Origin of the sequence: Corynebacterium afermentans subsp. afermentans, from assembly GCF_030408355.1 — a bacterium.
In the GTDB taxonomy this organism is placed as follows: domain Bacteria; phylum Actinomycetota; class Actinomycetes; order Mycobacteriales; family Mycobacteriaceae; genus Corynebacterium; species Corynebacterium afermentans.
This window is the reverse complement of the sequence record NZ_CP046606.1, coordinates 1,617,504-1,641,569: the sequence shown is the minus strand read 5'-3', so window position 1 is coordinate 1,641,569 and position 24,066 is coordinate 1,617,504. Positions and strand designations below refer to the sequence as shown.

General features: G+C 66.0%; 21 protein-coding genes and 1 pseudogene. 4 read left to right on the top strand and 18 right to left on the bottom strand.

Going from position 1 to position 24,066, the window contains the following annotated elements; all coding sequences use genetic code 11:
* Positions 1-26: 26 nt before the first annotated feature.
* The 3 genes from CAFEA_RS07830 to glnA form a co-directional block, all read right to left on the bottom strand.
* Positions 27-953 (bottom strand): TDT family transporter, encoded by a 927-nt coding sequence (locus tag CAFEA_RS07830; RefSeq protein WP_076589872.1) that lies wholly within the window; start codon positions 951-953, stop codon positions 27-29.
* A gap of 99 nt (positions 954-1,052) precedes the next feature.
* The gene (locus tag CAFEA_RS07825) at positions 1,053-1,652 is read right to left on the bottom strand and encodes a VIT1/CCC1 transporter family protein (RefSeq protein WP_082855749.1); all 600 of its coding nucleotides are present in this window, start codon (positions 1,650-1,652) and stop codon (positions 1,053-1,055) included.
* A 76-nt stretch (positions 1,653-1,728) separates the two neighbouring features.
* Positions 1,729-3,195, bottom strand: coding sequence for a type I glutamate--ammonia ligase (gene glnA / locus CAFEA_RS07820; protein ID WP_394326894.1), 1,467 nt, complete (start codon positions 3,193-3,195; stop codon positions 1,729-1,731).
* 44 nt (positions 3,196-3,239) lie between these two features.
* Here glnA and CAFEA_RS07815 point away from each other — a divergent pair, with 44 nt between their 5' ends.
* Positions 3,240-3,716, top strand: coding sequence for an RDD family protein (locus CAFEA_RS07815; protein ID WP_034998474.1), 477 nt, complete (start codon positions 3,240-3,242; stop codon positions 3,714-3,716).
* On the opposite strand, the gene CAFEA_RS07810 is transcribed toward CAFEA_RS07815, so the two are convergent.
* The 10 genes and pseudogenes from CAFEA_RS07810 to sucB form a co-directional block, all read right to left on the bottom strand.
* Positions 3,713-5,002 (bottom strand): threonine/serine exporter family protein, encoded by a 1,290-nt coding sequence (locus CAFEA_RS07810; RefSeq protein WP_082855748.1) that lies wholly within the window; start codon positions 5,000-5,002, stop codon positions 3,713-3,715. The two genes, CAFEA_RS07815 and CAFEA_RS07810, sit on opposite strands and share 4 nt — an antisense overlap.
* Positions 4,999-5,790, bottom strand: a complete 792-nt coding sequence (locus CAFEA_RS07805; protein ID WP_063938864.1) for a DUF4191 domain-containing protein — start codon at positions 5,788-5,790, stop codon at positions 4,999-5,001. Before CAFEA_RS07805 ends, CAFEA_RS07810 begins: the two co-directional genes overlap by 4 nt.
* Positions 5,791-5,832: 42 nt before the next feature.
* Entirely contained in the window at positions 5,833-6,876 is a 1,044-nt protein-coding gene (lipA, locus tag CAFEA_RS07800) for a lipoyl synthase (protein WP_063938832.1), read from the bottom strand.
* 5 nt (positions 6,877-6,881) lie between these two features.
* Positions 6,882-7,667, bottom strand: a complete 786-nt coding sequence (gene lipB / locus CAFEA_RS07795) for a lipoyl(octanoyl) transferase LipB (protein ID WP_063938831.1) — start codon at positions 7,665-7,667, stop codon at positions 6,882-6,884.
* 28 nt (positions 7,668-7,695) lie between these two features.
* Positions 7,696-8,082 (bottom strand): glycine cleavage system protein GcvH, encoded by a 387-nt coding sequence (gene gcvH, locus CAFEA_RS07790; protein ID WP_034998480.1) that lies wholly within the window; start codon positions 8,080-8,082, stop codon positions 7,696-7,698.
* 2 nt (positions 8,083-8,084) lie between these two features.
* Positions 8,085-9,158: a glycine cleavage system aminomethyltransferase GcvT gene (gene gcvT, locus CAFEA_RS07785; protein WP_063938830.1), complete on the bottom strand. Its 1,074-nt coding sequence runs from the start codon at positions 9,156-9,158 to the stop codon at positions 8,085-8,087.
* 12 nt (positions 9,159-9,170) lie between these two features.
* Positions 9,171-11,984, bottom strand: a complete 2,814-nt coding sequence (gene gcvP, locus CAFEA_RS07780) for an aminomethyl-transferring glycine dehydrogenase (RefSeq protein ID WP_063938829.1) — start codon at positions 11,982-11,984, stop codon at positions 9,171-9,173.
* A 98-nt stretch (positions 11,985-12,082) separates the two neighbouring features.
* Positions 12,083-12,649, bottom strand: a complete 567-nt coding sequence (locus CAFEA_RS07775) for a dihydroxyacetone kinase subunit DhaK (RefSeq protein WP_063938828.1) — start codon at positions 12,647-12,649, stop codon at positions 12,083-12,085.
* 75 nt (positions 12,650-12,724) lie between these two features.
* Positions 12,725-13,055 (bottom strand): annotated as a pseudogene (locus CAFEA_RS07770) (dihydroxyacetone kinase subunit DhaK); the annotation flags it as partial.
* A 182-nt stretch (positions 13,056-13,237) separates the two neighbouring features.
* A complete protein-coding gene (gene sucB, locus CAFEA_RS07765) occupies positions 13,238-15,319 on the bottom strand; it encodes a 2-oxoglutarate dehydrogenase, E2 component, dihydrolipoamide succinyltransferase (protein WP_063938827.1) in 2,082 nt (693 codons plus the stop codon).
* Between the two features lie 122 nt (positions 15,320-15,441).
* Between sucB and CAFEA_RS07760 the strand changes: the two genes are divergently transcribed.
* Complete coding sequence (locus CAFEA_RS07760) at positions 15,442-15,840, top strand: hypothetical protein (protein WP_063938863.1); 399 nt, start codon at positions 15,442-15,444, stop codon at positions 15,838-15,840.
* Between the two features lie 105 nt (positions 15,841-15,945).
* On the opposite strand, the gene CAFEA_RS07755 is transcribed toward CAFEA_RS07760, so the two are convergent.
* Positions 15,946-17,433: a leucyl aminopeptidase gene (locus CAFEA_RS07755; RefSeq protein WP_063938826.1), complete on the bottom strand. Its 1,488-nt coding sequence runs from the start codon at positions 17,431-17,433 to the stop codon at positions 15,946-15,948.
* Between the two features lie 69 nt (positions 17,434-17,502).
* Between CAFEA_RS07755 and CAFEA_RS07750 the strand changes: the two genes are divergently transcribed.
* Entirely contained in the window at positions 17,503-18,609 is a 1,107-nt protein-coding gene (locus CAFEA_RS07750; RefSeq protein WP_063938825.1) for a branched-chain amino acid aminotransferase, read from the top strand.
* On the opposite strand, the gene CAFEA_RS07745 is transcribed toward CAFEA_RS07750, so the two are convergent.
* Together CAFEA_RS07745 and CAFEA_RS07740 are read right to left on the bottom strand one after the other, a co-directional pair.
* Positions 18,606-19,592: a nicotinate-nucleotide--dimethylbenzimidazole phosphoribosyltransferase gene (locus CAFEA_RS07745; protein WP_063938824.1), complete on the bottom strand. Its 987-nt coding sequence runs from the start codon at positions 19,590-19,592 to the stop codon at positions 18,606-18,608. The genes CAFEA_RS07750 and CAFEA_RS07745 overlap by 4 nt on opposite strands.
* A gap of 3 nt (positions 19,593-19,595) precedes the next feature.
* Positions 19,596-20,309, bottom strand: a complete 714-nt coding sequence (locus CAFEA_RS07740; protein WP_063938823.1) for a DUF3043 domain-containing protein — start codon at positions 20,307-20,309, stop codon at positions 19,596-19,598.
* A gap of 139 nt (positions 20,310-20,448) precedes the next feature.
* On the opposite strand from CAFEA_RS07740, the gene CAFEA_RS07735 reads away from it, so the two are divergent.
* Complete coding sequence (locus CAFEA_RS07735) at positions 20,449-20,793, top strand: HesB/IscA family protein (protein WP_034998489.1); 345 nt, start codon at positions 20,449-20,451, stop codon at positions 20,791-20,793.
* A 64-nt stretch (positions 20,794-20,857) separates the two neighbouring features.
* On the opposite strand, the gene CAFEA_RS07730 is transcribed toward CAFEA_RS07735, so the two are convergent.
* Together CAFEA_RS07730 and asnB are read right to left on the bottom strand one after the other, a co-directional pair.
* Positions 20,858-21,841, bottom strand: a complete 984-nt coding sequence (locus CAFEA_RS07730; RefSeq protein WP_034998491.1) for a S41 family peptidase — start codon at positions 21,839-21,841, stop codon at positions 20,858-20,860.
* 74 nt (positions 21,842-21,915) lie between these two features.
* Positions 21,916-23,838, bottom strand: coding sequence for an asparagine synthase (glutamine-hydrolyzing) (asnB, locus tag CAFEA_RS07725; protein WP_063938822.1), 1,923 nt, complete (start codon positions 23,836-23,838; stop codon positions 21,916-21,918).
* Positions 23,839-24,066 lie beyond the last annotated feature (228 nt).

Sequence of the window (24,066 nt, the reverse complement as noted above, 5' to 3'; positions counted from 1 at the left end):
CGGCGGGGCATACCGGCATGCCGTTTTTAGCGTCGCCCCTCTAGCACCCAGCTGAGGAAGCGGCCGGAGCAGAGCGACCAGTGCACGATGAGCAAGAACGGGAGGGTCAGCGCCACCACGTCGAGCCAGTGCGAGCCGTTGACAAGCGCCACCTGGTGTCCGCCCATGCTCACCGTGCCGGGTGGGAAGGTGCACGCCCACCAGGCAGGTGTGTACTCCACCCAGCGCGCGACATTGGGGTAGAAGTTCCACATCGCCCAGATGCCCAGCGGGATGGCCAACACGAGCGCGACGTAGCCGTAGTAGATCGAAACCTTGCCCGGGTAGAGAATCTGCATCGCCGTGGTGGATTGTCCGATCACACCCAGGGGCACCCAAGCTGTCGCCGACAGCGGCCCCGAAAGGTCCACCTTGCCGTGCCACGCCGCCCAGTACACGCGGGCAAAGGTCGGCACCGCGGTGAACAGGGACATCAGGAAGAACACGGTTCCGAGCACGTGGTAGAACTGCCCGTAGTCGCGGGCGAGCCAGCCTGCCACCGACGCGGAAATCATCGGGCCGACCAACGGCAGGCCCCAGGTGAACTTCGGCGCGCCGTCGAAGCGGGTGAGCTGGATGGCCCAGGTGATTGCGGTGACGGGGGCGCCGATCCAGAAGCCGATGAGGCGGTAGACGCCCTCGTCGGTAAGCCCGGAAAGCGCCGCGCCGAGCGCGAGGATGCCGATGAAGAACATCGACCATTCCGCCATGGTGGTGCGCTCGAAGCTGGGGTGGCGGTAGCGCGCGAACCCGAAGACGAGCACAACGAGGATGAAGCACGCGATCGCGGCGAAGACGGCGGAGAAGAACTGGTGGTCCATCTCCACGAGCAGTCGCGACACGATTGAGGTGCCCATGAGGCTGCCGCCCCACGCGGGGCCGGGCGGTGGCAGTTGGCGGAACTTGTCAGTCACTCAGCGCATGGTAATCCCTTTTTGGCAAAGGTGCTCATCCGGCCCGCCAGTTGTCGCGAAGTTCACGGTTTACCTGCGAGGTGTTGCCCGCCAACGCGGCTACCCCACGTTCGCCCCGAACAGCGAGCCGATGGCGAACGTGGCCGCCAGCGCCATGGTGCCGCCGACCACGATGCGGGCCACCGAGCGTGCGACCGGGGCCTCGCCGAGTTTCGCGGACAGCGCGCCCGTCAACGCAAGTGCCACCAGGGTCAGCACGAAGATCGCGGCGATGCGCCAGGATGCGGGGGCGAGCAGCGCCGTCGCAAAGGGCAGTGCGGCGCCGAGCAAGAACGACAGGAATGACGCAATGGCCGCGGACCACGGGTTGACCTGCATCTCCTTGGCGAGCCCCATGGCCCGCTCGGAGTCGCGCTGCGAGGAGACCGAGACGTACTCGCCCAACGCCATCGACACCGCGCCGCCGATCACCGCGGCCAGGCCGGACATCGCGATCGTGGTCTGGTCGGACGTCGCGCCCGCCACGCCGACGACAACGGCGGCGGTGGAGACGATGCCGTCGTTCGCGCCCAACACCGCGGCACGCAGGCGGTTCAGCCGCTCGCCGGTGCCGGGCTCCTGCCTATCGACGCCCCGTTCCGCCGTACCCGGACAATCCGCGGGGCAGTCGGGGTGGGGGCGGTTCATCAGATCAGTCATGATCCAATCATCGCCCGGCCGGATCACCCCCGCAAGGAAGTTCGGCCTGACTTAGCGCAGGTCAGGCTATGCAAACCTAGCAGTCGAAGTACATCTCGAACTCCTGCGGGGTAGGACGCAGGCGCACCGGGGTGATCTCGTTGTCGTACTTGAGCTTGATGTAGGTCTCGATGAGGTCGTCGGTGAACACGTCGCCCTCGGTGAGGAAGTCGTGGTCCGCCTCCAGCGCCTTGAGCGCGGCTTCCAGCGAGGTCGGTGCCTGCGGGATGTCCTTGGCCTCCTCCGGCGGCAGCTCGTAGAGGTCTTTGTCCACCGGGGCGTGCGGCTCGATGCGGTTTTTGATGCCGTCGATGCCGGCCATGAGCATCGCCGCGAAACCGAGGTACGGGTTGCCTGACGGGTCCGGAGCGCGGAACTCGATGCGCTTGGCCTTCGGGTTCGCGCCGGTGATCGGGATGCGGATCGCGGCGGAGCGGTTGCGCTGGGAGTACACGAGGTTGATCGGTGCCTCGAAGCCCGGCACGAGGCGGTGGTAGGAGTTCAGCGTCGGGTTGGTAAACGCCAGCACCGCGCCGGCGTGCTCGAGCAGTCCGCCGATGTACCAGCGGGCGATGTCGGACAGGCCGCCGTAGCCGGACTCGTCGTAGAACAGCGGTTCGCCGTCCTTCCACAGCGACTGGTGGGCGTGCATGCCGGAGCCGTTGTCGCCGGCGAGCGGCTTGGGCATGAACGTCACGGTCTTGTCGTACAGCGTGGCGGTGTTCTTGATGATGTACTTGAAGTCCTGCAGGTCGTCGGCCGCGTGCAGCAGAGTGTTGAAGCGGTAGTTGATTTCCTGCTGGCCGCCGTTGCCCACTTCGCGGTGGAAGCGCTCGATGTCGAAGCCGGCGGCGGCGAGGTTGCGCACCATCGCGTCGCGCACTTCGACGGTCTTGTCGTGCGGGGCGACGGGGAAGTAGCCGCCCTTCCAGCGGTTCTTGTAGCCGAGGTTCGGCGAGCCGTCGGCTTCGACTTCGTTGCCGCGGTTCCACCAGCCTTCTTCGGCGTCGATTTCGTAGAACGCGGAGTGGCCCTCCACTTCGTAGCGGATGGAGTCGAACAGGTAGAACTCGGCTTCGGCGCCGATGGAGCAGGTGTCGGCGATGCCGGTGGACTTGAGGTATTCCTCGGCTTTCTTGGCCACGTTGCGCGGGTCGCGGGAGAACGGCTCGTGGGTGAACGGGTCGTTGACGAAGAACTTCACGTTCAGGGTCTTGGAGCCGCGGAATTGGTCGAGCTTGGCGGTGGCGAGGTCCGGCATGAGGGTCATGTCGGATTCTTCGATGGTGGTGAAGCCGCGGATGGAGGAGCCGTCGAAGGCGAGGCCTTCTTCCATCACGTCTTCGTCGAACATCGACGCCGGGATGGAGAAGTGGTGCTCGATGCCGGGCACGTCGGTGAAGCGTACGTCGACGAATTCCACCTCCTCGTCAGCGACGAATTTTTTGACATCTTCGATGTTGTCGAAGGACACGGGTGGTACTCCTCGTTGTGTGTAGGACATAGCGGTTTCAAGTCTACGCGCGCGTGACACTACGCTCGGAAGGCATGGCTGCTTCTCGACGACAAAACTGGCACGACGGCCCCGAAATCCCGAACCAATTCTCCGGCGAGGACACCTTGCCTGAGTACCCGGGGCAGTATCTCGGGATGCCTAAGGAGGGGACGGGCTCGCAGGCGTCGGTGCTGCGCCGCATGGGCGGGGTGTTCATTGACTGGGCGTTGTGCGCGGTGGCTGCGTCGCTGATCACGGCGAACACGTCGGCGTTGGGGGACCGCTACACCGCGACGTACCTGCTGTGGATCGTTTTGGGCATCGTGTGCGGCTGGTTGTTCTCCCGCACTCCGGGCATGGCGGCGCTGGGCATGGGTGTGGCGCGCGTGGACAAGGAGGCCTCGGTGGGGCTGTGGCGCGCGGCGGTGCGCACAATCCTCACCGGTTTTGTGCTGCCGGCGGCGCTTGTGGACGCCAACGGGCGCGGCATGCACGATCGCGCCACCACCACGACGGTGATCCGCACCTAGTTGTTGATGGGGCGTTCCTCGCCGACGAGTTCGTGGTCGAAGTCGATGTAGCGGTACATCGCCCAGTTCGGGTCAGTGAGCATGCGCGCCACGGCGAGCCCGCCGGCGATGAACAGCACCACGAACGACACCTCGGTGAACTTCGAAAGCGCGTTGAGAATGTCGCCCTCGGCGAAGTTGTGCACCGCGGCGTAGATGACGGGGCCAGGGATCATCACCACCGCCGCCGGGATGGTCACGGTGGTGCGGGGCACCTTCGCCACCCGGCCCAAAAGCCCGCCGGCGACGCCGATGATCAGGGCGGCGATGAAGGCGGCCAGATACGAGCGCACCCCGTCCGCAAGCAGGGCGAGCCGTGCTACGTTGGCTGCCATCCCGAGCGTGGCGGCGATGAGCGCCATGCGTCTCGACGAATTGAACAGCAATGCAAAGCAGCCCACACTGACGAAGCTGGCCAGTGCCCCGGCGACCATGAACTCCGCCGACGTCGGCACCGCCGCCGACGGCAGCTCCGGGGTGCCGGAGAGCATCGCCACCACGGAGACGGTCAGCATGATCACCACGATGATCTCGAGGGCGAAAAACAGCCTCGGGATGCCGGCGGTGAAGTCGAAGCGGGCGAGGTCCACAAACGAGGTAAACAGCGGGAAGCCGGGGATGAGAAACAGCACCGCGGCGATGAAGCCGGGGGAGACCACGCTGGCAAGCGGCAGCACCCGGTCAAGCAGCAAGAACGCCGACGAGGCGACGAACGACGCCGCCATCGTGATGCCGATCAGGTTGAAGTGCGCCTTGTGCAAAAACGCCCGCACGAGCTGGCCCAGCATCGCCGCCAGGCACACCAGCGCAGCGGTGGCGAGCCCGAACTGGTTCAGTACTGCGAATCCGGCGCAGGCGAGTCCGGCGGCGAACGTCGATAGGCAAAGGCCCCAGCGTGGAGACGGGATGCGGTCGATCTCGTCGAGCATGGCATCGATGACCTCGGGCGTGCGGTAGCTCTGCAGAAGTGAGTGCGCCGCGGTCTCCAGCGCCTCGATGCGCGAGGCGTTCACACCCGGCAGCGGCACGTCGGACACGGCGGTGCGGAACTGCTGGCCACGGTGGAACGTGCAGCTGATGGTGTTGAAGCCGACGATGACGTCGGCGTCGTCGAAGCCCACCGAGCGGGCGCAGCGCTTCACCGCGCGGATCACGCGGTAGCCGGACGCGCCGGCAGACAACAACAAGACGCCGAAGCGAAGACAGGTGTTCGCTTCGGCGTCCATGCCGGGGTTGGGTTCGATCACTTTCCGCCCTTGCGCTCCTGCATGCGGCGCATCTTGCGGTTCATGCCCGCCATGTTCTGGGCCTGCTTCGGCAGCGGGCCGCCCGGCAGGCCGGCGGCCTGGACGCCGTGGCCGCGGGAATCCATCGCCTCGAGCTTTGCGGCGAGGCTGTACACCTCGTTCTTCTGGTAGTTCTTCGGCAGTTTGAGCAGGTGCTTCTGCAGGTCGCGGTTGCGCACCTGGCCTTCTCCCTCGCCGGCGTAGACCTCGTAGACGGGCACGCCCGCAAGCAAGCGTTCCACGCGTTTGTGCTCTTTGCTCATCAGGGACTTCAGGCGGTTCGGGTTGCCTTCGCCGACGAGCACGACGCCCGGGTTGCCCACGACGCGGTGCACGGTGTCCATGTGGGTGTTGGCCTGCACGCCGGTTTTGGTCTGCCACACGATGCCCATCGTGTTGCGCATGTTCTCCAGCGTCCAGCCTGCGGCGCCGGGGGTGTCGCCGACCTCGTCGTACATGGACTTTTCCAGACGGCGGGAGAAGATGAACATCGCCAGCACGGCGCCGAGGATCAGGCCCATGATCAGCCAGAACCACTTCGCGCCCCACCACAGGCCGAGGAGGAAGAACAGCAGCCCGCCGCCCAGCACGCAGGCGAGCATGATGGGGATGAGCGCTTTGTCGCGCTTGCGCTGGAGGTCAAACGCCTGCTTGAGCTGCGTCCGCGTTGCTTTGCCCTTGGCGCGCTTCGCGGCGCGCTGTTCTTTCTTGGCGGCTTTCGCCGCTTCCTTGTCCTGCGTCTTAGCCATGGACATAACTGTATGCCACAGCTAAGACGCGGGCCAAAGACCCTAGCGGGTCTCCACTGGGTGGTCGGCGGATGCGCCGTACTTCTCCAGCAGGGTGGAGGCTTCTTGCGCAGTGTCGCCTTGCGACGTCTCCGCCAGGTGCTTCAGGTTCTCCGGCAGCTCGAGACCACGGTGCGCCATCGCCTCGACGTAGAGCTTGCCGGCGCGGTAGGAGGAGCGCACCAGCGGGCCGGACATGACGGCGCCGAAGCCCATTTCGTAGGCGGCGTCGCGGTACTCGATGAACTCCTCCGGCTTCACCCAGCGGTCGATCGGGTGGTAGGTCGGGCCGGGGCGCAGGTACTGGGTAATCGTGATGATGTCGCAGCCTGCGTCCACCAGGTCGTGCAGCGCCTCGAGGACTTCCTCGCGGGTCTCGCCCATGCCCAGGATCAGGTTGGACTTGGTGATCAGACCGAAGTCGCGGGCCTGGCGGATGACATCGAGGGAGCGCTCGTAGCGGAACGCAGGGCGGATGCGGCGGAAGATGCGCGGGACGGTCTCCACGTTGTGCGCGAAGACCTCGGGGCGGGCCTCGAAGACCTCTTGGAGCAGGTCCGGCTTGCCGGAGAAGTCCGGGGTGAGATTCTCCACGCCGGTGTGCGGGTTGAGCTCGTGGATCTTGCGCACGACCTCGGCGTAGAGCCAGGCGCCCTCGTCATCGAGGTCGTCGCGGGTGACACCGGTGATGGTGGAGTAGTTCAGCTTGAGGTTCTGCACCTCTTCTGCCACGCGGCGCGGCTCGTCGCGGTCCAGCGGGTCCGGGCGGCCGGAGGCGATATCGCAGAAGTCGCAGCGGCGCGAGCAGCGGGACCCGCCGATGAGGAAGGTCGCCTCACGCGATTCCCAGCACTCGTGGATGTTGGGGCAGCCCGCCTCTTGGCACACGGTGTGCAGGCCCGCGCCCTTGACCTTTTGTTTCATGTCCTCGTATTCGGGACCGGTCTTGACGGAGTTGCGGATCCACCGCGGCTTCTTCTCAATCGGTGTTTCGGAATTGCGCGCCTCAACGCGCAAGAGCTTGCGGCCTTCTGGTGCTACAGTCACGCTATTTACCGTACCTTCCGTGTCAAACCCTTCGAGGGGTCCGGTCGGGTGGCAAACGTGTGGTCCGCCACGACCAGCTCGCCGGACAGCGCCCGCTCCAGCTCGCGCACCATCGGGGCGGCCATATCGGCCGGGGTGATGTCGCGGCCGAGCTCGAGTGACAGGGTGGTCACATCCGCGTCGTCGATGCCGCAGGCGACGATGTGCTCGTAGTGCTCGAGGGTGTTGTTGCAGTTCAAGGCGAGGCCGTGCATGGTCACGCCGCGGGTGATGCGGATGCCCAGGGCGGCAATTTTGCGCTCGCGTGACGACGCCTCCGGGGCCACCGCCTTCGTCTCCTCCGGCACCCAGACCCCGGAGCGACCGTCGACCCGGCCCGCCGTGGTCACGCCCGCGTCGCGCACGACCTGGATGAGCGCCTCCTCTAAGCGGCGCACGTAGTCGACCACGTCCACCGGCTCCGCGAGCTTGATGATGGGGTAGACCACCAGCTGGCCCTCGCCGTGCCAGGTGATGCGCCCGCCGCGGTCCACCGGCACCACCGGCACGGGGTAGGCGGGGTCGGGCATGTCCTTCGGCTGCGTGCGCTTGCCGGCGGTGAAGGTGGAGGGGTGCTGGAGGACTAGCACTGTATCGGGCAGTTCGCCCTTGGCCCGTCGAGAAGCAATGTCTGCTTGGAGGTCCCAGGCCTCCTGATAGTCCACGAGCCCCAGCTCGCGCACATCAATGGGCGAGGCTGAGGCTCGGATGGATTTGTCGGCGGGGAAGAACGGATCGCGCGGGGCAGTCATGCCCTCCAACCGTAGTCCCCGGCCGGAACTACACGCCGTTGGAGGAGGCGTACTCGTCGGCGGTCATCAGCGGACCGACTTCCTCGACCTCCACCTCGAAGAGCCAGCCCTCGCCGTACGGGTCGTTGTTGATGGCCTCGTAGGCGCCGTCGATGTCCTCGTTGACCGCGGTGACCGTGCCGGTGACCGGGGAGTACAGGTCGGAGACGGACTTGGTGGACTCGATCTCGCCGCAGGTCTCGCCGGCGGTGACGGTGTCGCCCACCTGCGGGAGCTCCGCGAAGACAACCTCGCCGAGGCGGTCAGCAGCGACGTGGGTGATGCCCACGCGCACGGTCTTACCGGCGGCCTCGTCCGGGGTGGCGTTGATCCACTCGTGATCCTCGGAGTAGTAGAAGTCCTGCTTCAGCTCCATGGTTATGCGTCCTTTCGGGAGTAAAACGGGGTCGGTGCAATAGTAAACGGGTAGCGGCGGCCGCGGATGTCGATGTCCACGTCCGTGCCTTCCTCAGCATGCGCCGGATCCAGGTGCGCGAGCGCGACCGGGTGGCCCAGCGTCGGCGACGGCTGGCCGGAGGTGACCACGCCGATCTTGTCGTCCGAGCCTGCGAGGAAGACCTCAGCGCCCTCGCGGGCGGCGCGGCGCTGCTCGGAGGTCAACCCGGCGATGACCACGCTCGGCTCGCGGCCGAGCAAAGCGTTCTTGCCCACGAAGTCCGCTTCCTTTTTGGCAAACGCGCGGCCCATGCCGGCCTCCACCGGGGTGATCTCGGCGGTCAGCTCGTGGCCGTACAGCGGCATGGATGCCTCCAGGCGCAGCGAGTCGCGCGCCGCCAGGCCGCACGGGGTGCCTTGATCGATGACGGCGTCCCAAACCTTCTGCGCGTCCTCGCGGGTGCAGAACAGCTCGAAGCCGTCCTCGCCGGTGTAGCCGGTGCGGGCGACGAACGTTTCAACGCCGTCGAGGGTCATCCACGCGCCGGAGTAGTAGGAAAGGGCGGAGGCGTCGTCGCTAAGCAAAGGCTCCAACACCTCGATCGCACGCGGGCCCTGGACCGCAACCAGCGCGAATGCCTCGGAATTGTTGGTGAGCTGAACCTCGAAGTCGCCCTGGCGCGCCTCAAACGCCGCCCACACCGCGTTGGTGTTCGCAGCGTTGGGCACGACCATGAAGTGGTTCTCGCTGAAGCGGTAGGTGATCAGGTCATCGATGATGCCGCCGTCCTCGGCGACGATCATGGAGTACTTCGCCTTGCCGTCCTTGAGCGCGGAGAAGTTGGAGATCAGCGCGTAATCCAAAAACGCGGCGGCATCGGGGCCCTGGATGGTGATCTCGCCCATGTGGGACAGGTCGAAAATGCCCACGTCGGTGCGTACCGCGCGGTGCTCCTCCAGCTCCGAGCCGTACTTCAGCGGCATCTCCCAGCCGCCGAAATCGGTGAAGCTCGCACCGAGCTTTTCGTGCGTGGCGTGCAGCGGGGTCTGTGGCATGTGTGTTCCTCCTTAGGATTCGGTTTCGGTGTCGAAGGCTTCCGGCGGCGGGCAGGAGCATTGGAAGTTGCGGTCGCCGAAGGCTTCGTCGATACGCCGCACCGGCGGGAAGTACTTTCCGTGCACCAGCGAATCCACCGGGTATGCGGCTTTTTCGCGCGTGAACTCGTACGGCCACTCGGAGCGGATCACGCTCTCGGCGGTGTACGGCGCGTTGTGCACGACGGAGTTTTCGTACTCCACTTCGCCGTCGATGATCTCCTGGATCTCGGCGCGGATGGCGCGCATCGCCTCGACGAAGCGGTCCAGCTCGGCCAAGTCCTCGGACTCGGTCGGCTCCACCATCAGCGTGCCCGCGACGGGGAAGGCGAGGGTGGGGGCGTGGAAGCCGTAGTCGATCAGGCGCTTGGCCACATCCGCCGCGGTGACCCCGGAGGCGTCGGTAAGTTCGCGCAGGTCCAGGATGCACTCGTGGCCGACCAGGCCGTCGTTGCCGGTGTAGAGCACCGGGTAGGAATCGTTCAGCTCGCGCGCGATGTAGTTCGCGCCCAACACGGCGTGCTCGGTGGCGCTGCGCAGGCCGGCGGCACCGGACATGGCGATGTAGGACCACGAAATCGGCAGCACACCCGCCGAGCCGTACAGGGTGGAGGTCACCGGCGCCCCGCCCTTGCCGTCGGCCGCGGTCGGGTCGCCGGGCAGGAACGGGATCAGGTGCTCGCCCACGCCGATCGGGCCCACGCCCGGGCCGCCGCCGCCGTGCGGGATGGTGAACGTCTTGTGCAGATTCAGGTGACTGACGTCGCCGCCGAAGTCGCCCGGGCGGGCGATGCCGGTCAACGCGTTCATGTTCGCGCCGTCGATGTAGACCTGCCCGCCGGCCGCGTGCACCTTGTCGCAGACCACGCGCACGTCCTCCTCGTACACGCCGTGCGTGGAGGGGTAGGTGAGCATGATCGCGGCCACGGAGTCGGCGTGCTTGTCCAGCTTCGCATCCAGGTCCGCCAGGTCGATGGAGCCGTCGTCCGCGGTTTTGACCACCACGACGCGCAGGTTCGCCAGCGTCGCCGACGCCGCGTTCGTGCCGTGCGCGGAGGCCGGGATGAGGCAGATGTCGCGCTCAGCGTCGCCGTTGGCCACGTGGTACGCGCGGATGGCCAGAAGGCCGGCCAGCTCGCCGGTCGCGCCGGAGTTCGGCTGCACCGACACCTCTGCATACCCGGTGATCGCCACCAGCCAGGCGCGTATTTCGTCGATAAGCTCGTGCCACCCCTCGGTGTACTCGTCGGGGGTGTAGGGGTGCACGTTGGCGAACCCCGGCCAGGTGATCGCCTCCAGGCCGGCGGTGGGGTTGAGCTTCATGGTGCACGAGCCCAGCGGGATCATCGTGCGGTCCAGCGCCAGGTCCTTGTCGCCGAGCGTGCGGATGTAGCGCATCATCTGCGTCTCGGAGTGGATGCGGTTGAACGTCTCGTGGGTGAGGAACTCGGTGGTGCGCTCCAGCGCCGCGGGGATGCGCGCGGTGCCCTCGGCGACGGAAGCGCCGAAGCCTGCCAGCAGCGCCTCGACGTCGGCGTCGGTGGTGTCTTCGCCGAAGGACACGCCGACGGTGGTCTCGTCGATTGCGCGGACCAGGTACCCAGCATCCGCTAGCTTTGCGACGACCTCCGGTGCCCCCGCAACCTCAACCGCCACCGTGTCGAAGAACTCGGCGTGCTTGACGTTCAGGCCGGCGGCCTCGAGCGACGCCGCGAAGTCCGCGGCGCGCTGGTGGACCGCGCGCGCGATGTCCTTCAATCCCTCAGGGCCGTGGTAGACGGCGTACATGGACGCGGTCACCGCCAGAAGCGCCTGGGCGGTGCAGATGTTGGAGGTGGCGCGCTCGCGGCGGATGTGCTGCTCGCGGGTCTGCAGCGCCAGGCGGTATGCGGGGTAGCCCTCCGTGTCCTTGGACACGCCCACCAGGCGGCCCGGCATCTGGCGCTGCAGCTTCTCGCGCACCGCCATGTAGGCCGCGTGCGGGCCGCCGTAGAACAGCGGCACGCCGAAGCGCTGGGTGTTGCCGATTGCGATGTCCGCGCCGAACTCGCCGGGGGACTCCAGAAGCGTCAGGGCCAGGATGTCGGCGTCGACGGCGACCAGGCCGCCGCGCTCGTGGATCGCTTCGATCACCGGGCGCGGGTCCACGATGTCGCCCTCGGTGCCCGGGTAGGCAAACACCGCGCCGACGAGGTCCTCGCCGACCACGCCCTCGGCCAGGTTGGCCACCTCGACCTCCAGGTCGATCGCGCGGGCGCGCTCGGAGGCGACTGTGATCACCTGCGGGTGCAGACGCGAATCCAGAAGCACCCGGCGGCCCTTCTTCACCACGCGGGACATCAGCCCGACTGCCTCGGCGGCGGCGGATGCTTCGTCGAGAAGCGATGCGTTTGCGATGCCCAAACCGGTGAGATCTTGCACCATGGTCTGGAAGTTCAGCAGCGCCTCGAGGCGGCCCTGCGAAATCTCGGCCTGGTACGGCGTGTAGGCCGTGTACCAGCCGGCATCCTCCACCACACCGCGGCGGATCACGGGCGGGGTCAGGGTGGAGGAGAAGCCCTGACCGTAAAACGCGCGCAGCACAGTGTTCTTGTCTGCGAGTTCGCGCAAGCGGTCCTGGGCCTCGTACTCCGTCAACGCCTCCGGCAGGTCGAGCGGCTGCTGCGCCAGGATGCCGGAGGGCACCGCCGCGGTGATCAGCGCATCGATGGAATCGTAGCCCAGCGCATCCAGCATTTTCCGCTGTTCTGCCTGGTCTGGGCCGATATGACGGGAGATGTAATCCAAAAGAGGGCTCCTTGAAAAATCGGGTTGTGATAACCACGCGACAGCTTAGCTGTTTCTCAGCCGCTGAAAGCCCGTTTTAGAACTCGTCCACACCCGCTTCACCGAACAGCCACGTCACCGCGCACCAGCATGCGGTGCGCGAAAAAGTTCAGCACGTCCGCGTCGGTGCCACGCACAGGCGTGACGACGTCACCTAAGGCCGCCTCCATATTCTGGCCGAAGTCGCCGTCGCCGGCCTCGCGGTCAAGGGCAGTCAGGTCGTCGTAGCTGGCGGCGAGACGCTCGACAAAGCGGGTCAGCCACGCGTTTTCCTCGCCGCTGTCCGGCTGGGTCTCGTTGTCCACCAGGATCGCCTCGGCATACTCCGGGTCGTTGACGGTGCCGGGCCAGGCGTGGGCGGACGTTTCGGCGTCGATGAGCTCGATGAGCTCGTCGTCGAGCACGGTGAGCGTGAGCGAGATGCCCGCCATGTTCAGCGAGGTCACCAGCGTGCCGCGCATGCCGCGGCGCACCTTCAGCCCGCGGTCCGTCAGCTGCTTGAGCGCCTCGTCGAAGATCAAGTCCTGCTCCAGTTGGCTCGTGCCGCCGAGGCTGTTGACGAAGAGCATCACGTCGCCGCTGGGGTTGCCAAGCGAGCCGAGGATGCCGTCCAGCAGCTCCTCCACGAGAGCCGCGCGCGGCGGCCGCGCCGGCGATCTTCTCCACGATCACGGTCGCTCCGGTGCCGCGGCGGCCTGGCGAATCGTCGTTGTCGATCTCGGTTGCCACGTCGTCGTCCACCAGCACCTGCGCCACCTCGACGCCGGCGTGGTTCGCCGCCATGGTGAAGTTCATCACGTCGCCGGTGTAGTTCTTCACCACGTGCACCACGCCTTTGCCGCGGTCCGCCCACTCGGTGGCCGCTCCGATCTGCACCGCGTTGGGGGAGGTGAACAACAGGCCCGGGCAGGCCGCATCCAGCATGCCGGAGCCGATAAAACCGGCGTGCATCGGTTCGTGGCCGGACCCGCCGCCGGAGATGACGGCTACTCGTTGTTCGCCTTTGGTGGCGTCGTCAAGCAAAAGCCCCACGAAGCCCTCGTCGTGCCACTGCGCGCACGGGTGCGCGGCGACAAGGCCGCCGAGGGCCTACCGCATGAAGTGGTCGGTGGCGTTACGAAATGATTTGAACGTGTCAGGCATGCCACCACTGTATGCCAAAAAGGACGAAACCCGGCACCGAAAAACGGTGCCGGGTTCAGCGCGTTCAGGGGTTAGATGTCGAGGTCAGCCTCGAAATCGCCCTCCTCGATGCGGTCCTTGATGGTGGTGACGAAACGGCCCGCGTCCGCACCGTCGATCAGCTGGTGATCGTAGGTGAACGGCAGGTAGCACATCTGGCGGATTGCGATGGAGTCGATGCCGTCCTCGGTCACGATGACCGGGCGCTTCTCAATCGCGGCGGTGCCCAGGATGCCGGCCTGAGGCGGGGTCAGCACCGGGGTGTCCAGCAGCGCGCCCTCGGAACCGATGTTGGTCACGGTGAAGGTTGCACCCGACAGGTCGTCCGGACGCAGCTTCTTGTCGCGCGCGCGGGACGCCAGGTCGGTGATCGCCTTCGCGATGTCGGCCAGGTTCATGTCCTGCGCCTTCTTGATCACCGGCACCAGCAGACCCATCGGGGTATCCACGGCGATGCCGATGTTGACGTCGGAGTGGTAGATGATCTCCTTCGCGTCAGCGTCGTAGGACGCGTTGACGTTCGGGTGGGAGACCAGCGCCTCTGCCGTGGCCTTGATGAAGAAGGCGAGGTAGGTGATGTTTGCGCCATGCTTCTCGACGAATGCCGGCTTGACCTTCTTACGCAGCTCCGCAACGCGAGTCACGTCGATTTCCTGCACGTGGGTCAGCTGCGCGGTGGTCTGCAGGGACTCCACCATCTTCGCGGCGGTGATCTCGCGGATGCGGTTCACACGCTGGGTGGTGCCGATGAGTTCCGCCTTCGCCGGATCCACGGACTTGGTGGACCAGTTGGCGCGCGGGCCCTTCGGAGCCGCCTTCTCGTCGCCCTTCGCCGCAGCAGCTGCGTTGCCCTCGGCCTTGCCGCCTTCGGCAGCTGCCAGGACGTCCTGCTTGCGGATGCGGCCGCCGACACCGGTGCCCTCAACCGAGTTCAGGTCAACGCCGTGCTTGTCGGCGAGCTTGCGCACCAGCGGGGTGACGTACGGGACGTTGCCGCCGTTGTTCACCTTCGCGGAAGCGTTCTTGGACTCAGCCTTCTCAGCCTTCTCGGCCTTCGGCTCTTCCTTCTTCGGCTCCGGCTTCTCTTCAGCCTTCTCCTCGGCCGGCTCCTCAGCCTCTTCAGCCTCGTCGGCGTCGTTTTCCTCGACGGAGGCGTCGGCATCGCCGATGATCACGATGACATCGCCGACCTCGACGGTGTCGTCCTCCTCGGCGAGGATCTCCAGGATGGTGCCCTCAACCGGGGACGGGATCTCGGTGTCGACCTTGTCGGTGGAGACCTCGAGCAGCGGCTCGTCCACCTCGACCATGTCGCCGACTTCCTTCAGCCAGGTGGTGATGGTGCCCTCGGTGACGGACTCGCCCAGCTCCGGCATCTCAACCTTGGTGCCTGCGCCGCCGGAAGACTTCTTCTTCGGCTCGGCCTTCTTCTCTTCCTTGGCCTCTTCCTTCGGTTCCTCTGCGTCGGCCTCGTCGGCGTCATCAGCATCGTCGGCGTCGTCGGAAGCTGCAGCGGCATCAGCGTCGCCGACGCGGGCGATGACATCGCCGACCTCGACGGTGTCATCCTCCTCGGCCAGGATCTCGATCAGGGTGCCTGCGACCGGGGACGGGATCTCGGTGTCGACCTTGTCGGTGGAGACCTCGAGCAGCGGCTCGTCGACCTCAACCTCGTCGCCGACTTCCTTCAGCCAGGTGGTGATGGTGCCCTCGGTGACGGACTCGCCCAGCTCCGGCATCTCCACGTCGGTAGCGTCGCCGGAAGCCTTCTTGGCGGGCTTCTCTTCCTTCTTCGGCGCCTCAGCCTTCTCCTCGGCCGGCTCCTCAGCCTCGGCTTTCTCTTCCTTCTTTTCGGAGGAGGAGTCTGCTTCCTCGCCCTCGTCGCCGATGATGGCGATCACGTCGCCGATCTCAACGGTGTCGTCCTCGTCGGCCTTGATCTCCAGGATCACGCCTGCAACCGGGGACGGGATCTCGGTGTCGACCTTGTCGGTGGAGACCTCGAGCAGCGGCTCGTCCACCTCGACCGTGTCGCCGACTTCCTTCAGCCACGTGGTGATCGTGCCTTCGGTGACCGATTCGCCCAGCTCGGGCATCTCAACTGAGTGCGCCATTTCTTAAGTCTCCTCATTGAAACGTTGGAAGCTATACAGGCACAAAGCGTACCTGTAACAGGCCCCGCACGTTGCCCAAGGGGTGACCTTTCCTGCCCGAGGCGCACCGTATGATGTGGGACGTGTTCAACCTGTTCGGCAAAGGCAAGAAGTCCACGACGTTTAAACCACCCCGCGCGCCGGGGGAGACGATCCGTCCGGACGATGCGCAGTACCTGCGCGACTGGGTCACAGGCCGTGCGTACGTGGAGGGCTTTGTCGAGCCGGAAACGATGGTCAACGAGATGTCCGTCGTCCTCGTGGACGAAAAAGGCAACTACACCCGCCGCCGCATCGGCGGGCCCAAGGGCATCGACCAGGTGGCCGACATGCTGGGCATCATGCTCTACGACGTCGAGGAGACCGGCTACCCCGACCGTATGCGTCGGAAAATCGAGCAGGAGCGCATCCTGCGCAAACGCGAGGAGCAAAAGCAGCGCCGCGCCCGGTTCGAGCGCGGCGAGAACCCCTACGGCCAGTAAACGAAACTCGCAAAATCTGACACAAAGCGAGCCCCGAACTAGCAGATCTTAACCTGCAGGTCAGGGGCTTATTGTCGGGCGCGCATGTAAAGTTTTGCGAGAGCGCTATTGCTTATCGACGAGGCGCGACAACGTCTCCACAATCGTCCGCACAGGCGCGCCAGTGGCACGTTTCGGGGTGTATCCGTAGGGGGCGCCGCCGTTCCAGGCGGGGCCGGCGATGTCGATGTGCGCCCACTCGATGTCTTCCGGCACGAAGCGAGACAGGTACAGGCCGGCGAACAACATGCCGCCGGTACGCGCGTTGTGAGTGTTGCGGATGTCGGCGATGGGGGACTTCAGTTCGTCCTCCTGTTCCTCCAGTAGCGGCATGGCCCAGGCCTGCTCGCCCACGCCACGGCCGGTCTCGGCGATGAGGTCGCGCAGCTCATCGGAGCCCATCACGCCTGCGGTGCGGTTGCCCAGCGCCACCAACTGCGCGCCGGTGAGCGTCGCCGTTTCGATGAGGTAGGCGGGGTCGTCCTCGCAGGCGCGGGCGACGGCGTCGGCAAGCACGAGGCGTCCCTCGGCGTCGGTGTTAATGACCTCGCTGGTAATGCCGCCGTAGTGGGTGATCACGTCGCCCGGGCGGGTGGCGGTGCCGGACGGCATGTTCTCCGCCAGGGGCAGCCAGGCGTCTATGCGCACCGGCAGCTTAAGGCGCGCGGACGCGGCGATGACGGCGAGCTGTGCCGCGGAGCCGCCCATATCGGAGATCATGTCCTCCATGCCGGAGCCGGGCTTGAGCGAGATACCGCCGGTGTCGAAAGTGATGCCCTTGCCCACCAGGCCGACCTTCGTCGATGCATCTGACGGTGCCCAGGTCAGGTGCACCAGGCGCGGCGGGCGCGAGGAGCCGCGACCTACGGACAGGATGCCGCCGAAGCCCTGCTCTTCCAGCGCGGTGTCGTCCAGCACCTCGATGTCCAGGCCGGCTGTCGAGGCGACCTCGCCCATGACGGACGCGTAGGACTCGGGGTAGAGGTAGTTCGCAGGGGTGTTGACCAGGTCGCGGGCCAGGTTCACGGACTCGGCGACAATCACCGCGGCGTTGTACTCGGCCTCGTCGGCGCCGACGACGGTGACCTCGGTGGTCTGCGGCGTCTCGGCATCGGAGTTCTCGTCGTCTTGGACCTCGGCCTGGGACTTCAGGCCGGTGTAGGTGTAGCCGCCCAGCAGCAGGCCCTCCACCACAGGCGCGACGCCGAACTCGGCGGAGATGGCGGCGCGCTCCACGTCGTTCAAGGCGCGAGCGGCCGCACCCACGCCGCGACGGACAGCTTCGTCGTCGATCTCGGAGGCGTCGCCGAGGCCGAATGCGGTGACCAGGTGGTCGTCGATAAGCAGGCGCGTCACCTCGCCCTCGGTGCCCTTGGCGCCGACCGCAACCAGCGCCTCCAGCAGGCCCTTCGGGGCGAGTGCGGTGACGGGAACCTCGATGCCGTCCTCGCCGTGGGCGACGGGGACGAGCAGCGCCGCGCCGGACGGAGCGCTTTCGCTGAGGGTTGTGCGCACCGTCGTGCCGCGGGCAGGGAGGCTGATCTCGAAGGCCATGGATGTCCTTTCGTTGTGCGGGCAATTACACCCTGGGAGCGTACTGAAATAGGGAGTACCCTGGGCCATATGTCTGAGATCGAATTCACAATCACCCCCACTGAGAATCCCACCCCCGACGCGGAGCGCGCGAAGATCCTGGCAGACCCAGCGTTTGGCCAGGAGTTCACGGACCACATGGTCTCCATCGAGTGGACCGAGGACGAAGGCTGGCACAACGCGCAGGTGCGCGCTTATGAGCCGGTCTCGCTGGACCCCGCCTCCAACGTGTTCCACTACGGTCAGGCCATCTTCGAGGGCCTGAAGGCATACCGCCACTCTGACGGCAGCATCACCGCGTTCCGCCCGGAGCAGAACGCGAAGCGCCTGAACAACTCCGCCGAGCGCATGGCGATGCCAAGGCTGCCGGAGGAGGTCTTCCTGGAGGCGGTGCGCCAGATCGTGGACATTGATTCCGACTGGGTCCCGGAGGCCGGCGGCGAGGCGTCGCTCTACCTGCGCCCGTTCATGATCGGTACGGAAAAGACGCTGGGCGTGAAGCCGTCGACAAGCTACAGCTTCTACATCATCGCTTCCCCGGCCGGCGCGTACTTCTCCGGCGGCGTCAAGCCGGTCAGCGTGTGGATCTCCGAGGATTACGTTCGCGCCGCTCCCGGCGGCACCGGCGACGCGAAGTTCGCCGGCAACTACGCCGCGTCCCTGCTCGCGCAGCAGCAGGCTGCGGAGAAGGGCTGCGACCAGGTGGTCTGGCTCGACGCGATTGAGCGCAAGTACATCGAGGAGATGGGCGGCATGAACCTCATGTTCGTCGAGGGCTCCGGCGAGGACGCGAAGATCATCACCCCTGAGCTGACTGGTTCGCTGCTGCCGGGCATTACCCGCAAGTCGCTGCTGCAGGTGGCGAAGGACCTAGGTTATGAGGCGGAGGAGCGCCGGATCACCGTCGAACAGTGGCGCTCCGGTGTGGAGGACGGCACCATCACCGAGACCATGGCGTGCGGCACCGCAGCCGTGATCACCCCGGTCGGCACCGTGAAATCCAACGAGGGCGAATTCACGGTGAACAACAACGAGGCCGGAGAGATCACCATGGCCATGCGCGAGCGCCTGCGCGGCATCCAGACCGGCGAGGTGGAGGACACCCACGGCTGGAACACCGTGCTCATTGAGGGCTAATTGCTTGTCGACGCCCCTTCGGCCAGCACCTCACCCGCCAACTCCGCGGCGAGGTTGAGCTGTCCGAGCGCGGCCAGGGCCCCTGCGCCCTGGCCCGTTTTCATCTCCAGCGCCAACACCGGCGTGAGGCCGAGCGCCTCCAGGCAGCCGGCGTGGGCCGGTTCCGCGGTGGACTGGCCAGCGATGAGCCAGTCCTTCGTGCCGGGGGCGAGGCGCTCGGCCACGTAGGCGGCGAGGGTGGGGTATGCCTCGCCGATGAGCACGGGGGTGCGCCGCGCTGCCGATTGGGCGATCAGGCCCACCAGGAAGGCGAAGTCCGGGCCGGTGAGTTCGGCGCAGACGCGCTCGGTGTCTTCGCGGAAGCCGCGCACGCGGAACATCGCGTCGCGCACGGCGGCGACTTTGACCTTCCACACCTTGTCGTTGATGCCGGAGCCGCGGCCGATGGCCTTGACCGGCTCAGTGCGGGTGAACACGCCGTAGACGGCCGCCGCGACGGTGGTGTTGCCCACCCCGATGTCGCCGGGGATGAGCAGGTCCGCGCCCGAATCGATCTCGTTGTCGGCCACCTCCGCACCGGCGGCAAGCGCGGCGTCGAACACCTCGGGGGAGGTGGCGGCCTCCACGTCGATGGCGCCGGTGGGGGCGTCGAGGTAGTCGTCGATGAACCGCACCGTCGCACCCGTCAGCCGCGCCGCGGCGTGGGCCGGGCCGCCGCCTGCGCGCAGCTGCTGCGCCTGGGCGTCTCCCGCGTCCTGCGTCCACGCGGACACCTCGCGCGCGGCGACGCCGTGCTTGCCCGCCACGACCACAACGCGCGGGCGGACGAACGGGGCGGGGATGTCCTTGCCTTGCACGGAGGCGGTCCAGGACGCCAGCGAGCCGAGCCTGCCCAGCGCCAGCCCTGCGGCAGAGCCCGCCAACGCGTCGGCGACGGCGTGGCCGTGGGACTGCTTCGGGGCTTCAACCGGCGGAAACTGCATGGCCTAGACCTTTTCTCCTACGGCCACGCGCGGCTTCGGGGTGCGCCAGTTGCGCGGCTGGGTGGCGCGGGAGAAGGCGTACATGCCCAGGCCGAAGCCGGTGTCGGCCTGCGGGAACTTCTCGCGCACCGCGCGGTTGGCGCGGATGCCGATGATGACACCCTCGATGAAGATGGTCAGCATGAACAGCAGGCTGAGCAGCGACAGCACGGCGGACACGCGCGGCAACCAGGTGCCAATCAGCATGATCAGCAGCAGCACGAGCGCCGCCGGCATGACGTAGTTGTTGAAGAAGCGCTTGGAGTCCACCCAGTCGCGCACGTACCCGCGCACTTCGCCGCGGTCGCGTTCGGTGAGGTAACGCTCGTCGCCGGCGTCCATGCGGGCCTGGATTTCGCGGTTGCGGGCGCGGTTTTCCTCCCGCACCTTTTTCTTGTGCGCTTTCCACTCCTCTTTGGACATGGTCTTCTTCAGCTCTTTTTCGCGCTGACGGATCTGCGCCGGGGTGGCGGCGTTGGGGTCGCGCACCACGCCGCGCTTGATCTCTTGGTCGATGCGCTTCGGTGTCGGGCGGCCCTTCGGCGGGGTGTAGCCCTTGGGGAGCTTCTTCTCCGCCTGCTCTGCTTCAGGCTTCGCGTCGGGCATTTCAACCTTCGTGGAGCCCGCCGCGCCCGCTGCGTCGGCGTTGTGCTCGGATTTCTGCCAGGGAAGTTTCACGCTCTTTAGGCTACAAGGCGCGCGAGCCCAAGTGGAATAGACCGGCGGGGCGGGCGGTTGCACAGTCTGTAGCCAGTGGCGCGTAGCATGGGCGCCACTCCACATCGAAGCTTGAAGTCGACGCACGAAGGAGACTGCAATGACTGCCCCTACCTCTACCACCGGCGTGAACCTGACCGAGGCCGCCGCAGCGAAGGCGAAGGCGCTGCTTGACCAGGAGGGTCGCAACGACCTTTCCCTGCGTATCGCTGTCCAGCCGGGCGGCTGCGCTGGCCTGCGCTACCAGCTCTACTTCGACGACCGTGACCTGGACGGCGACAAGGCCGACGAGGTCGGCGGCGTGCGCCTGGTCGTGGACAAGATGAGCGTGCCGTACCTCATGGGTGCCACCATCGATTTCGCGGACACCATCGAGCAGCAGGGCTTCACCATCGATAACCCGAACGCCGGTTCCGCCTGCGCCTGCGGCGACAGCTTCAACTAAGCACTTCCTGCTTATCGACGACTAAAGCTCCGCACCGTGAAACAGTGCGGAGCTTTTTCGTGTCCTACCGGCAGCCATGCTCCTCGGCGAGCCACGCCAGCGCGTCTGCTTCACCACCCCCAGCATCGGGACGGATGGGATCCTCCGCGAACGTTTCGCCGGTCCGGGCGCGGTCCTTCGCAATGGTGAGCATCAGGCTGCTTCCGTCGGGAAAGTCGTAGACCATGTTGGCCGAGGCATAGCCGGCCGTCGGTGCACCGAAGCTGCGTGAGCGTTCCAAGCCGCGGAACGACAACATCGTTGCTTCACCGGACGAGGCGGTGTGTTCGTCTACAAGCACAGCGGTAGGCGCGTCCCATTTGCCACCCGCGGTTTCCACAGCGCTTCCTCCGCCGTTGACCGCGTTACCACTGACGCTGACCGGCATCGAGCCGCCGGCTGTGACAAATTCGAGTACCTCACCGTCTGGAAGTAGAGGCGAGAGCCCTGCGAGCATCGGCCCCATATCGCCACCGTAGTTACCGCGCAGGTCCACGATAGCCCCACAAGCCCCATCATCCCGGGCTTGGATCAGGCCGCTGGTGAGGGTGTCCGCATATGCCTGGAGGTCAGCGTGACGGTCGATTCCAGGCACTGTCGCAACCGCGACGCCGTTTCTGACCGCTACGCTGGCGGCCTCCGTTTCAGCAACCTCGTCATCGTCGCCAGTGACCGGTGCGATCAGTTTGGAGTGCTTGCCTCCGGCGGCGTGGACCGCTTTGTTGAGTGCGGGACGGATGTCCTCGAGCGTCTCCGCATGCTTCGCTTCCTCTCGAGCGGCCGCGCTGGCCTCCGCAAACTCCGCAGAATCCGCGTAGATGCCCTGGCCGGCGAGGTCGAGCACCGTAGAGGTGTAGCGCTTCGGGGTGTCCGTGCCAAAGAACCGAGCGGTGCCGGTGTACATGGCGGTGGCAGCGGGACCGTAGACGTACAAGACGGTAGCCGCTGCGAGAATGAGCGCGACCATCAGGCCGCCGACCGTGAGAAGAACTTTGCGTGCTTTTGACATGCATCTCATCCAACCGGCGCGCAGGGCGCAGCACAACACCCCTGGCTCTACGTTTGAGGTAGTGCAGGCACTACCTAGAGCTGGACCGGGTAGTCCTTGTGCTCGATCTGCGGGTCGATGCGGTGCTCGACAAAGATGCCGTGCCAGACCATGAACGCCAGCACCGTCCACAGGCGGCGGGAGTGGTCGGAGACACCGTCGCGGTGCTCCTTGAGCATCTCCAGGACTTGGTCCTTGGCGAAGATGTCGTCGGTCTGGGATTCGCGGATGGTGTCCTGCGCCCAGCCGTAGAGTTCGTCGCCCGCCAGCCAGTGGCGCATCGGCACCGGGAAGCCCAGCTTCTTGCGGTGCAAAACGTGCGGCGGCACGATCTGCTCCATCGCCTTGCGCAGGGCGTACTTGGTGGTGCCGTTGGCGATCTTCTGGTCAAACGGGATGGTCTGGGCGACCTCGAAGACTTCTTTGTCCAGGAAGGGAACGCGCAGCTCCAGCGAGTTGGCCATGTTCATCTTGTCGGCCTTGACCAGGATGTCGCCGCGCATCCAGGTAAACAGGTCCAGGTTCTGCATGCGCGCCACCGGGTCCATCTCGGTGGAGGCGGCGTAGATCGGGGCGGTGACCTCGCGGTGGTCCCATTCGCGCTTCGCCCACGGCAGCACGCGGCTGAGCTGATCGAAGTTGAAGGAGCGGGCGTTGCCGTAGTAGCGGTCCTCGATCGGGGTGGTGCCGCGCTCGAGTAGGCTCTTGCCCTTCATGCCCTCCGGCAGCACGCGGCTCAAACGGTTCAGGCCCTTGTTCAGTGCACCCGGCAGCTTCTCAAACGGCGCGAGCGACAGCGGCTCCTTGTAAATGGTGTAGCCGCCGAACAGCTCGTCGGCGCCCTCGCCGGAGAGCACCACCTTGACGTGCTTGCGGGCCTCCTGCGCCACGAAGAACAGCGGCACCAGGGACGGGTCCGCCACCGGGTCGTCCAGGTACCACATGATCTTCGGAATGGCGTTGGCGTACTCCTCCGGGGAGACAATCTTCACGATGTGCTCCACGCCGATCGCCTCGGCGGACTCGGCGGCCACGTCCACCTCGGAGTAGCCCTCGCGCTCAAAACCGGTGGTGAAGGTGAGCAGGTTCGGGTTGTGGCGCTTCGCCAGGGCGGCAATCGCGGTGGAGTCGATGCCGCCGGAGAGGAAGGAGCCAACGGTGACGTCGGCACGCATGTGCTTTTCCACCGAATTCTCAAGTGCATGCGCGATGCGGTCGTAGAGGTCCTGCTCCTTGCCCTTCGGCACTGGCTGGGATTTGAAGTGCGGCTTGAAGTAGCGGTCCGAGTGCACCTTTCCGCCCGGCTTCAAGGTGACGGTGCAGCCGGACTCGACGCGGCGGATCTCCTTGTGGAGGCTCTCCGGCTCGGGCACGTACTGCAGGTCCACGTAGTGCTCGATCGCACGACGGTCAAGATCCAGGCCTAGACCGAGCTCCGGCGCCATCTCCAGGATGGACTTCTTCTCGGAGGCGAAGACCGTGCCCTTATCGGTGGTGGCGTAGAACAGCGGCTTGATGCCGAACTGGTCGCGCGCCGCGAACATCGTCTGCGTCTCGGTGTCCCAGATGACAAACGCGAACATGCCGCGCAGGTGCTCCACAACGTTCGCGCCCCAGTGGTGGAAGCCCACCACGATCGGCTCGCCGTCGCCGGACGTGTTGAAGGTGTGGCCGGCGGCCTGCAGTTCTTCGCGCAGCTCAATGTAGTTGTAGATCTCGCCGTTGAAGGTCAGCGCGTAACGCTCCGGGTTGTCTGCTGGGCCCCAACGCAGCGGCTGGTGGGAGTGCTCGAGGTCGATGATGGCCAAGCGGTTAAACCCGAACACGGCCGAGTCGTCGTTCCAGGTGCCGGCCGCGTCCGGGCCGCGGTGGTACATGCACGGCAGGGCGCGCTCGACAGAATCAACGAACTTGGCTGCGTTTGCGTCCGCGGTTAGAAGGGCAAGAAGGCCACACATACTCAAACCTCTCCGTATATATAAGGTGCGCCGTTTTCACGCGGCGGGAAGTCCCCTCAACAATAAGGTTTTGCACCCCGTTTTCGTGAACCGGAACCGCCCAACTTTCGCCGTGCCCCATAAGGGGGCCAACTTAAGGATGAACTTTTTCGCGGTCTCGTTTGCTTAGCGAAGCGTTATCGTCGCTAAGCACTTGCTTATCGACGAACCTCCGGCCCCCACCGCAGC